Annotated in this window: 7 protein-coding genes; 3 read left to right on the top strand and 4 right to left on the bottom strand. The window is 32.9% G+C overall.

The window, feature by feature from the left end; all coding sequences use genetic code 11:
* Nucleotides 1-6: 6 nt before the first annotated feature.
* From AABL85_RS06535 to AABL85_RS06520, 4 genes are all read right to left on the bottom strand, one after another.
* On the bottom strand, nucleotides 7-1,743 hold the full coding sequence (locus tag AABL85_RS06535) for a RagB/SusD family nutrient uptake outer membrane protein (RefSeq protein WP_006261489.1): 1,737 nt from the start codon (nucleotides 1,741-1,743) through the stop codon (nucleotides 7-9).
* Nucleotides 1,744-1,755: 12 nt separating this feature from the next.
* A complete protein-coding gene (locus tag AABL85_RS06530; protein WP_006258189.1) occupies nucleotides 1,756-5,241 on the bottom strand; it encodes a TonB-dependent receptor in 3,486 nt (1,161 codons plus the stop codon).
* Nucleotides 5,242-5,393: 152 nt separating this feature from the next.
* The gene (locus AABL85_RS06525) at nucleotides 5,394-6,323 is read right to left on the bottom strand and encodes a FecR family protein (protein ID WP_341309572.1); all 930 of its coding nucleotides are present in this window, start codon (nucleotides 6,321-6,323) and stop codon (nucleotides 5,394-5,396) included.
* A 95-nt stretch (nucleotides 6,324-6,418) separates the two neighbouring features.
* The gene (locus tag AABL85_RS06520; protein ID WP_006258191.1) at nucleotides 6,419-6,958 is read right to left on the bottom strand and encodes an RNA polymerase sigma factor; all 540 of its coding nucleotides are present in this window, start codon (nucleotides 6,956-6,958) and stop codon (nucleotides 6,419-6,421) included.
* A gap of 744 nt (nucleotides 6,959-7,702) precedes the next feature.
* Here AABL85_RS06520 and AABL85_RS06515 point away from each other — a divergent pair.
* From AABL85_RS06515 to AABL85_RS06505, 3 genes are all read left to right on the top strand, one after another.
* Complete coding sequence (locus tag AABL85_RS06515) at nucleotides 7,703-8,248, top strand: sigma-70 family RNA polymerase sigma factor (protein WP_006258192.1); 546 nt, start codon at nucleotides 7,703-7,705, stop codon at nucleotides 8,246-8,248.
* A gap of 89 nt (nucleotides 8,249-8,337) precedes the next feature.
* The gene (locus AABL85_RS06510; protein WP_341309571.1) at nucleotides 8,338-9,228 is read left to right on the top strand and encodes a FecR family protein; all 891 of its coding nucleotides are present in this window, start codon (nucleotides 8,338-8,340) and stop codon (nucleotides 9,226-9,228) included.
* 34 nt (nucleotides 9,229-9,262) lie between these two features.
* Nucleotides 9,263-12,574, top strand: a complete 3,312-nt coding sequence (locus tag AABL85_RS06505) for a TonB-dependent receptor (RefSeq protein WP_341309570.1) — start codon at nucleotides 9,263-9,265, stop codon at nucleotides 12,572-12,574.
* Nucleotide 12,575: the final 1 nt, after the last annotated feature.

Raw genomic sequence — 12,575 nt, 5'->3', positions numbered from 1 at the left:
ATTAAATTACCAACCTTGATTCTGACTTAATTTACTATTTAATACAATTGCGCTATATGGAATTGGGTATACATACTGATGGTTTTCATAGATACGTTTTAGATTGTCCATAATTATAAGTGTCCCAGAATCACCATTAGACAACTTGTACTGATTGTTATCAATAATATAGTAGTACACTCCTTTTTGTGGATTTGCAGGTACTTTTGTAACAAAAGAAACATCTGACTTACCATCCCCATTCATATCTAATGGTGTATTCATGGCTGGTACATACATGCCCTCATAGCTTTTGGTTAAAAGCCCTCCTAACTTCCAACGTCTTAAATCATCATATCTAAAGCCTTCTAACACCAGCTCTATTCCTCTTTCTCTTCGAATTTCTAATAAATTCGCATCTGATATGTTTGGAAAAAACTCTTGTTTTAAATAGGCATCTGCGACTGTTGGTATGCTACTATTGGTAATACCTGCTCTTTCTCTTAGCAACTTGATTGTTTTGTCCCAATCAGCACCTGTAAATTCTTCTAATTCGGCTTTTGCTTCAGCATAATTCAACAGAACCTCAGCGTACCTAATTAAAGGCAGTGTATTATTATTTTCTGCTACTCCATCTGTAGCAGAAGAATCTAAGGTTAATTTTTTGGGCTGATAACCTGTATAAGTATAGGTGAAATCAGGAGCAGCAGCTTGTCCATCTCTTTTGTAATCTCCCATTCGAATGGTTTGTTCTAAACGTTGATCTCTGCCTTTTACTTCTTCCCAAAAAGGTATAGTTGCATGCCCAGCTTTATCTGTAAAGCGAGTGCCATCTATATTTAAATAGGTATTGATAAACGATTTAGTCAAATTAGAGCGATTCCCATACGTTGCACTGGTATAATACCAATTTGCATCATTAAAGATTCTATAAGCTGCACTTGCATTAGCCGCTAATATCACTTCTGAAGCTTCTACAGCTTCTTTATTAAATAAGTTTCGATAGCTTTGATTCCCTTGCGCTGTATTTAAGCGATAAGAAGATGTTTTCATTAATTCATCTGCGGCATTAGCAGCTTGTTTTAACCACTCTGATGAACTACCAACCAACCCTAAATCTGTATGATATTTTCGATACGTTCCTTCAAAAAGACATACTCGAGATTTAAAAGCTAATGCAACTTGTTTGGTAATTCGTGAAGCACTATTATCTTTTCCTCCTTCAATAGCACTAATTGCAAAATCTAAATCTTCTAAAACCTTTTGCATCACCAATTCTCTTGTATCTCTTGGTTTATACAAATCGGGATCATCTACTGTTAGTGTTTTGTCATACCAAGGCACATCGCCAAAACGCTTTACTTTATCAAAGTAAAACCACGCTCTGAAAAAGCGAGCCAATCCTTCGTAATGTGCTTTCCGTTTATCTATGATCTTAGCTCCTTTTGATTTTTCTAAAAAATAATTGATATTTCTCAAATCACTCCAACTCCAACCCCCACTATCATAGGCTGTATAAGTACCTGTTAAATAGTTATTGATTGTTCGACCAATAACATAATCAGACATATTATCTCCACGAACGACATCATTTCCGTTAGGTAATATTTTATAAAAAGAATTGCTATATAATTCTAAATCTTTTTCTGTTGTAAAAGCTACATCTGGTGAAAGTTTATCAAAGGGTAATTGATCCAAGTCGTTTGAACAAGAAGTTGTGATAAACAAACCTGCTAAAGCAGTTATTAATATTATTTTTTTCATTGTTTGCTTGTTTTAAAAAGTAATATCGATTCCTAAAGAGAATGTTTTTAACATCGGATAACGCATTCCATTACCAGCGTTTGGTGACAATTCTGGATCTGCTCCATCAATTACTTCAGGGTCCATTGTTTTTAAGACTCTAAACATGGGTGAATAGGTCCATAAGTTTTGTCCTGAAAAGAAAATTCTTAGACTCTCTATTTTATTCTTTTCTAACATCTGTTTGGGAAAGTTATATCCTATTGTTAAGTTCTTTAAGCGGATATAAGCTGCATTTTGGATATACTTGCTTTGTTGTACTTGTAGCTCTCCTCTATTGTTAAGAGCAACATACCCTCTCATCCTTGGAAAATAAGCATCTGGATTCTCTTCAGACCACATCATATCATTCATTTTTGTTGGATGCCAACTGTATGGTCTATTGTATGCACCCCAAAATAAAGAGTTGTCTGCTCCAGGCCAAAAATCGCGTTTACCTACACCTTGAAAAAAAGCAGATACGAAGAAATTATTCCACTCTAAATCAGTATTAAAACCGAAGTTAAAACGAGGTGCTGAATTTCCAATAATTTTTCTATCTCCAGGGTTATCTACTGTATTATCGCCTATATTAATTACTCCATCTCCATTTAAATCTGCAAATTTGATATCTCCAGGCATTAATATATTTGCTGCAGAAACACGGATATAGCTTTGATCTGCATGATTATTAATATCATTCTGATCAATAAAATAACCCGCATTTTCAAATCCCCATATTTCTCCTATCTTCATTCCTTTGTAATATGTATCTAATGAATTTGTTGGATTATTAAATTTTGTAATCTTAGACTGATTGTCTGAAAGAATAAATCGGAACTTATAAGTCAAAGGTTTATTAAAGTTGATTTTATCTCTCCAAGCAATCGACAACTCCCATCCTTTTGTTTCTAAATCAGCATAGTTTCCTTTAGGTTCTGTTGCTCCAAATACTTGTGGCAGAGGCGTACCTTGTGTATACATATCTGTTGTAACTCGTTTGTACCAATCAAAAGAGGTTGTTAATCGTCGGTTAAACCATTCTGTATCAAAACCAATATTGAATGTAGTAGCCTTCTCCCATGTTAATCCATTAGGAATTACATTTGGTTTATTGGTATACAATGGATTTTTTCCGTTTAATAAAACATTTAATTGATTAACAGACATCGTTTCTAAATACTGATAAGGAGAGATATTTCCATTTCCTAATGAACCATAAGAAGCTCTGAATTTCAACTCAGGTAAAATATCTGCTAAACGACTGTTTTGCCAAAAGTTCTCTTGTGATAAACGATACCCTACAGAAGTTGATGGAAAGAACCCCCACTGTTGATTCTGTGGGAATTTTGAAGAACCATCATATCTCCCGTTTACTTCTATAAAATACTTTTCTCTGAAATTATAGTTCAATCGAAAGAAAGCCCCTAAAGTCGCCCATTGATATCCTCCTCCTTTTAAAACAATATTCTCTCCAGTTGCTAAACCAAAATCAGGTAATAAAGAATTCGTTAACTCATTGCGTTCTAAAGTGCGCTTGTCTAAACGCAATTTTTCGTAATTATATCCTACTAATCCTTTCAAATAGTGACTACCGAATTGCTTTTTATATTCTGCATAAAGATTCATCCCCTTATAAGTCGTTTTCTCTTGCAACTCTTCTAACTTATTCTCTCCTCTTTCAAGTAACTCTCCTGGTTTGGTACTATATGGCACTGGAGTATATTGTTTCGTTTCTACTTCATTTAAATTCCTAAAAGTAAAATCTCCATATAACTTCAAATCATCTTTAATTACGTCAGCAACAAAACTTGTTGTATTTCTCAATTGTTGTCTGTTTGTATCTGAATAATTTCCTCCTGAAACAAAACTACCAAATACAATTGCCGCATTGTGTGTTAAGGTTCCATCAGGATTAAACATCATCGCTACAGGGAAGGCCTCGTCTGATATTCTACGCCAAACTGGTGTATCTGAAGGGTGATTTAAGATTGGAAAGAAATAATCCATTTCAGCATATTCAAAGTTATTTTCTAACTTCAACCAACTTGTTGCTTGTAAAGACCCTTTTCCTCTTAAATTATACATATTAAATTTATCGGGGTTATATCTAAAAATACCGTCTTGAGAATTTATTCTACCTGATAAGTAATAGCTTGCTTTTTCCCCTCCACCACTAGCACTTAAATTATACTCTTGTGCTGTAATCATATCTGCATACAACTCTTTCATCCAGTCTGTATTTCCATAGTACACATATTTTCCAGTTACAGGATCAATATCTACTTTACTCAAACTTGGGTTTTCGTCATGTTCCTTTAGTTGTTGCAAATATTCCATAGAAAAAGGAAATACGCTATTTGCTTTAGACGGATGCATTTTGTAATCATTCCAAGAATAATAAGCGTCGTCAAATTGTTTCGCCCATTGGTATCCATTAGTCACTAAATCAGGTTTAACTGTATGATCTAAAACCGAAAAAGAGGTAGAAAAGTTAATCTTTGACTTTTCATTTTCAGATGCTTTAGTGGTAATTAGAACTACTCCAAAACTTCCTCTTGCTCCATAAATAGCTGCAGAAGCAGCATCTTTAAGAACAGATACACTTTCTATATCATTGGGATTTAATAAAGAAGGATCACCAGGTACTCCATCTATTAATACCAAAGCATTCCCTCCTCCTCCAATTGAAGTTGTACCACGCACATTAAATGTTGCACTTCTGGTAGGTTTTCCATCTCCTATGATAAGGTTTAGGTTTCCTATTTCTCCTTGTAATGCTTTAGCTACATTAGAAACAGGGCGATCTTTAAACACCTCTGCTCCTACTTGATCTACAGCTCCTGTAACATTTACTCGTTTTTGCTTTCCATATCCCACCACTACTACTTCATCTAAATTAGTTTGGTCTTCTACTAAAGCTACTTTTAAATTAGTAGCTGCTATTACTTCAACTGTTTTATATCCAATAAAAGAAATTTGTACTCTATCTTTTCCCACTACAGCATCCAAAGCAAAATTTCCGTCCAAATCTGTACTTACACCTTTGTCCGTTCCCTTTAATATAACTGTAGCTCCTGGGACCCCCAATCCTTGTTCGTCCATTACAATTCCTTTTATCTTTTGTGTTTTTACTTCTCCTAATTTTACAGAGATAGTTGAACCTGTAATTTGATAAGTAATTCCATATTGTTTAGACATATAATCTAAAATACCTTTTATGTCTTTAGCGTCAATATGCATATCCACTTTTTTGGTCAAAGCGGTTACTTTATCACTATAAATTAAAGTGTAATTTGATTGTTTTTTAATGGCGTTAAAAACATCTGTAATAGAAGCTTGATTCAACTGAATTGAAATCGGTGTCGCTGCTTTTTGTTGTGCATAAGTGTTTTCTGCACTTAATAAGTGTAAAAAAAGCAAAGCAGTAGCTAATGGAGTATATAATTTCTTACCTCCTTTGAATAATTTGAGATACATAATTGTTATCTTTGTTTTTTAGTTAATTGTTCTGCTGGATAATTAATTATCACTTCTAAACCTGTTCATCGCTGCCACTTTGTACAGGTTTTTTCTTTGTAGTTAATTGTAGTTGTGTTATTTCATTTCATAATATTGTGGTTAGACATAAACTATTTGAGGTGTACTATAATCTTCCCATCACTTTGCTTCTTATATTGAAGACCGTATATAAATTGCAAACTTTGAAGGATGTCTTCAATTTTATCGCTTGTAAAATCGCCACTAATTGTTGAAGTTGGTAAATTAGTTGATGCTAACTGCAAATGCGTATTGAAACGCCTATTCAATACTGTAATTACTTCTTGGATCCCCATTTGGTTAAATTTGACTTCTCCTTTATACCATTGATTAAACTGCTGTTCTTGTATAGTCGCTTTCTGTAATGAACTTACTGCATCTGTCCAAGTCACTTGTTCATCTTTTGCCAAAATAACCTGTTGCTTAGTTTGTTTGTCTTCTACTTTTACTTTTCCTTCATAAACACTTACTTGTACTGTTTCATTAGGACTATCGTTTACATTAAACTTTGTTCCTAATACTTGTGTTCTTAATTTAGGGCTAACAACCAAAAACGGAGTATCTCTTGAAGTGTGTTTTACTTCAAAAAAAGCTTCTCCTACTAATTGTACTTCACGAGAATTTCCGTTAAATGTTTTAGGGTAGATTAATTTACTATTTGAATTTAAGTGTACATAGGTAGAGTCACTTAAATAAAACTGAAGCTGTTGTCCTTTAACTGCAAATTGCTCCACATATTCTATTTCTTTTGTTGAAGGGAAAAGAAAATAATAAGATAATGATAAAACAATTGCTACTGCTGCTGCTATCTTATAGTACATTGCAAAAGACGTTTTTGGGACTGGTTTAATTTGAAGGTTTATTTTTCTTTTCATCCTTTCGCCAACAGCTGTACTTACATCTTTTGGAAGCACACCTTCCATTTGCATGCAATCAAAATACTGATTAACTAAAGATTCTTCTTCTTTATTACTATTTCCTTCTGCGTATTTTGACAATATTCTTTTAAACTGTTTTATCATTCTTAGTATGCTTTATACTATGATGTTCTTCTATTTTAAAAAACACCTATGTATCAAACCATACTTAACGATTAGATAATACAGCTAAACTTTACTTAACACATAATACTTAACAATACAGAAAAATGCATATCTGTAATATATCTTGTATTTCCTCGCAACAGTTTTAAAGCCTTGTTCACTTGATTCTCTACTGTACTTTCAGAGATATTTAGACGAGAGGCAATCTCTTTATAAGACAATTGCTCATAAAAACGCATTTTAAAAATAGTTAAGCATTTATCTGGTAGAAGTGAGATTGCAGTTTGATTAATTTCGTTCAATAATTGTTGTTTTACTTCTTCAAACTGTATCTCGTCAAGATCTGGAACTAAAGAAGCTATATTCTCTATTTGTACTTGATTGAAGTTTCTATTACTCAATGCTTTTGCACACTGATTTCGAACAGCTTGAAAAAAATAAGCCCTTGGTAGTTCTACATTAATGGTATTCATGCGGCTCCAATAATCAATAAAAACCTCTTGTACAATATCTTCTGCTATAACTTTATCCCTTGTTACGTTAAGAGCAAAAGCATATAACTCAGACCAATGCTTTTCATATAAAGCATCAAACATTTTCTCTTTACTTATCATTATATGTTGTTACTTTTAGTAGGTTTTCGTGTAGGATCAAATGTAATATTATAGCCTGTCTTCAATTTTATTAAATCGTTAAGATTACCACCTACTATTTATTTCATTTTTACTCGCTAAGTTTAATTAACAAACAATTCCTATTTCTTATTATTATAACATAATTATCACATTTACTTATTAATATTTTTAATTATTTATCCAGACTCTTACTTTCTTGAAATGAAGTCATCTTGACTTTTTAGTTTTATAAAACTTTTTCAGTCCTAAAGCAATGAAGTTCCACGCCATCCAACTAGAAAGTATGGTGTCGAACCTATTGAATAAAGAACGAAGGCTATATAACCAATAATTCGTTCTTTCAAAGGAATTCTAGCACTTTTATTGCCCAAAATGCCCATTTCAGGAGGAAATGTGCAAGAATACAGCAAGTAATCTCCTAGTAGACCAACATATAATAATCTCTATAAGAAGACGTCGCATAAAACGTAACAACTCCTATCTTATAGTTATTTCTTTACACTTCCTTAACCATACACTAACTTATATTCTCACTTAAACTCTCTCTCTTTTATCAGTATATCAATACTATACCTTGTAAAACACACACAATATATCCTTACAAAAACACTACTTTTTAGAAATAATGTCCTTATTACATAAAAAAGCTTAATGCTTTAGTAAAGTTAGAGAAAGAACATTACTCTTATTATAAGATAATTTTGGTCTCAAAATAATATAATAATGACTAATAAAGATAGATTCGTAAACAACTTGTATACGTCTTATTGGGAGTCTCTGTATATCTATGCTAATAACCTAACTCAAAATACTGCACAGACAGAAGATATCATTCAAGAAGTATTTATTGATCTTTGGAAGAGATTTGATACCTTACATATTGAGAATTTTAAAGCCTATCTTTATACAGCTGTTAAATATAAATGTCTAGAATATTTGCGCAATAGAAAATTTACTTCTGTAGAACTAGAGACTGCTTATGAGGCATTATCAGAATTTGAATTACTTACTGTAGAGGAACAAGAACAATTTAAACTTTACCTACTAGAACAAGTCAAATTAAAAGCTGCAGAAATATTACCAGAAAAATGTTTAGAAATTTTTCAGTTGAGATATTACAGTCTGAAGTCTTATTCTGAAATTGCTCAACTCCTAAACTTGTCAGAAAACACAGTTAAAAACCAATTAAACAAAGCATTATCCTTATTAAGAGCTAATCTTTCTTATTCTGTAGAAGCCTTTTTCTTCTTTCTTTTATTCGTTAAGTAATTGTTACCTATATTAAGTAATCATTAAATCCAGTTTTTCGCATAGTACCATTTATAGAATAGCGCACTTTATAGATATAAGCACTATTCATGGAAAACAAGATTAGAAATATTATAGATCAATATTTAAAGAAAAACTCATCTGATCAAGAAAATCAATTTTTAACTTCTTGGTTAGAAAGATTACAACAAACAGGTACTTCTACCATCGCAGACAAAGAAACTGTTGAAAACAGATTACGCAATAAAATAGTAGCTAGTCAGAAAGCACATACTCGACGCATGCGCTTTAGACGCACTGCTACCTGGGCTGCTTGTCTTACAATACCTTTATTAAGTGGTGTCTTTTTATGGAATCAATATAGTTCTTCTACTAATCTATATTATGCAGAAAAGACCACGAGTATTACTTTAGATGACAACACTATTATTATACTAGAACCTGGTACTACATTAGAAATTAACGATGAATACAATACCTCTAATCGTTCAGTAAAACTAAAAGGTACTGCCTTATTTAAAGTAGCCAAAAACAGAGATCTTCCTTTCTTAGTCAAGTCTGATCACCTTAACACTACAGTTCTAGGAACAACATTTACAGTGAGTGATAAGGCTGCTAATGACCATAAGGTTCGCGTAATAGAAGGAATAGTATCAGTAGAAAACCCTAAAGATTCTTCGTTAAGAATATTACACGCTAATGATAGTTTGGTATGGCATAATGATAGACTAGCTCATAATACTTTACTCGCTCAGACTTCATACTTTGACTTTAATAATATCCCTTTAGATAAAGCTATCAATCAGTTGGAAGAATACTACCGTATCCACATCCACATTGATCATCGTGTTAGTACCCAAGCCATCTTGCATGGACGATATCCAAAACATGAGTTGTATGCTATTCTGAGAAGTATCTGCTTCTTAGAAGACCTTACCTATAAAAAACAAGATAAAGATATCTCAATTTTTAAAAAATAACTAAACATTTAAAAACCTATTATGCACTTAAACCATGAAAAACAACTACAAAAAAATTAAGTTTCCTGTAATAGCACTAGCTTGTCTGATGTGGTCAAATATTACTCTAGGACAATCACCTTCTCAAATTAATTTAGCACTACCTAAAAGTGAATTAACAATCAATGAATTAATAAAAACAATAGAGAAACAAACTTCTATTAAGATTTACTATACTGATGAATTACCTCAGAGTACTAAGGTAAACTTTAGTAGTAAAACACTTACTCTTCAACAAATATTAAGTTCATTACAAGCCAAAGTTAATCTATCTTATAAATTAGAGGACAATCTACTTTCTATCAAAAAAGGAAACTCTTCTATTGCTTTAAGTATGCTTAAAGGAAGAGTATTGGACAACAATGGACTTACATTACCTGGAGCAACCATAGAAAACTTAAGTAATATACAGTCTACCATTACTGACTTAGATGGAAACTTTGATATCAAAGCAAATCCAAATGACTTAATAAAAGTCTCTTTTATTGGTTTTCAAGATCAAATGGTAAAGGCTTCTTCTATGATGAATATCAAAATGAGAGAAGAAGCGTCTAATCTAGATGAGATTGTAGTAATTGGTTATGGGACAGCTAAGAAGAAAGATATTACAGGTTCAGTAGGACAAGTTAGTGGAGATGCAATAGAACAGCGAAATACAACACAGCTTTCGCAGGCTCTTCAAGGACAACTATCAGGAGTAATGGTAACGCGTAACTCAAGTAAAACTGGTGCTAAAGCTAATATCAAAGTTCGTGGTGTGACTACTATAGGTAATACAGATCCATTAATCGTTGTAGATGGAGTGGCACAAGATGATATGGATCAAGTAAACACTAATGATATCGAAGAAATATCTGTCTTAAAAGATGCAGCAGCGGCTTCTATTTATGGAGCTAGAGCAGCAGCAGGAGTTATTTTAATTACAACTAAACGCGCTAAAGATAACGAATTTCACTTCTCTTATAAATCTGATTACGCCTTTGAAAAACCTACGATGATGCCTAAGTCTGTTGGTTATAAACGCTACATGGAGATGATCAATGAAATGTCTTGGAATGATGCAGGGACAGCTCCTGGAGGAGAATATGGTATCTATAGCAAACAAGACATAGACAATTGGTATCAGAATAACTTAGAGAACCCTAATAAATACCCTATTACAGACTGGCAAGATCTATTGCTAAAAGATTCTGCTGCAAAAGAAAGACACTCCTTCTCTCTTTCTGGTGGTGGTGAGCGAATTAAGACGCGTGCAAGTGTAGATTATGAGAATATCAAAGCAATTTATGATATTGAGAATTACAAAAGAATTATGACTCGTGTAAATAACAATATCAAGGTTAATGATTTTATCTCTGGAGATATTGATTTATCATATAATACAACCCAACAAACTTCCCCTGTTAATGACCCTGTATGGGAAGCTATGCGTTATGCTCCTGTATATGCTGCTACTTGGCAAGATGGAAGAATAGCTGAAGGAAAATCAGGTTCTAATGCCTATGCTAGTTTGTATCATGGAGGAACTAAAAGACATCACTCTGATAAAATATACGGAAGAGTAGCCTTGAACTTTACGCCAATTCAAGATTTAAAAGTTTCATTAGTTTTAGCCCCACAACTAGCTTTTGATAGAAGAAAGAACTTTACAAAAAAAATAGAATATTATGATGCTGAGAGCCCTGAACGCTTCTCAGGCTATATAAATGGTCATACAAACAATACTTTAATCGAGAATAGAAACGAAAGCAAAATACTGACAAAACAAGTGCTTGCTACTTACACTAAAGATCTAAAAAAACATAGTATTAATCTATTATTAGGGTATGAAGATAATTATTCTTCTATAGATAATTTAGGCGCTAAAGCAATGAATATGGAATTGCCTAATTTTCCATATTTAGACCTTGCTCCTGTAGAATTTATGACTAACTCTGGTGATAAAACAGAGACAGCTTATCAATCTCTTTTCTCTAGATTAATCTATTCATTTGACAACAAATATCATTTGCAAGCTAATATTCGTAGAGATGGTTCTTCACGCTTTCACAAAGATCACAGATGGGGGATATTCCCTTCTTTTTCTGCAGGATGGACAGTATCAGAAGAAAACTTCATGAAAAACCAAAATGTAATAAGCTACTTAAAACTTAGAGGTTCTTGGGGTACTCTAGGAAATGAACGAATCGGAAACTATCCATATCAATCTTCAATCAATTTTTCTAATACCTTATTCTATAAAGACAACCAGATTATCTCTGCTCTAACTGCTGCTCAAACGCAATATGCTATCCAGAACATCACTTGGGAAACAACAGAATCAATTGATTTTGGTTTGGATATTAATTTCTTAAGAAATCGCCTTAGTATCACAGCTGATTATTATAAAAAGAAGACACGAGATATGCTATTAGAGTTAGAGATTCCTGCTTTTATGGGATTTGAAAACCCTCAACAGAACGCTGGTAATATGCATACTGAAGGTTGGGACTTAGATATTAATTGGCGAGATCAGATTGGTGACCTAAAATACTCTATAGGAGCTAATCTATCAGACTCTAGAACCACTATGGGGGATTTGGGAGGACGTATCGTTATGTCTAATGGAAAAATCATAAGACAAGGAACTTCATTTAACGAATGGTATGGATATATTTCTGATGGTCTATTTCAAAATAAAGAACAAATAGATAATAGCCCTAAACTATCTAATGCTGTAAAACCAGGAGATATTAAATATCTAGATATAAGTGAACCTGATGGTGTTCCTGATGGAAGCATATCACCAGATTATGATCGTGTGCCTTTAGGTTCTTCACTACCTCGTTACATATTTGGTGGACATATTAACCTTGATTACAAAGGAGTGGAATTAGGAATAGCTTTCCAAGGAGTTGGAAAACAAAAAAGTCTATTGACAGAAAACCAAATCAGACCTTTCCAATCTTCATGGACAAGTCCAATGCAAGAGATAGATGGTCAATACTGGAGCCCATACAATACTGTGGAACAAAATCTAAATGCTAAATACCCTAGATTATCGCATGTAAGCGCAGAAAACAACAATTATAAAATGTCTGATTTCTGGTTAATTAATGGAGCTTATTTCCGTATTAAGAATATCACTTTAGCTTATAATTTCCCTAAAGATTTAGTAAACTCAGTGCATTTAGACAAGCTTAAAGTATTTATTTCTCTAAACGACTATTTTACATTCAGTAATTTTCCAAAGGGATATGATCCAGAATCAGCATATAATGCATACATCGCTAAATCATTCAACTTCGGGGTATCTGTTAACTTCTAAT

The organism is Myroides odoratimimus (assembly GCF_038039805.1).
Lineage (GTDB): Bacteria > Bacteroidota > Bacteroidia > Flavobacteriales > Flavobacteriaceae > Flavobacterium > Flavobacterium odoratimimum_B.
Note: the sequence above shows the minus strand (reverse complement) of the source record. Positions and strands in the feature narration are given on the sequence as shown.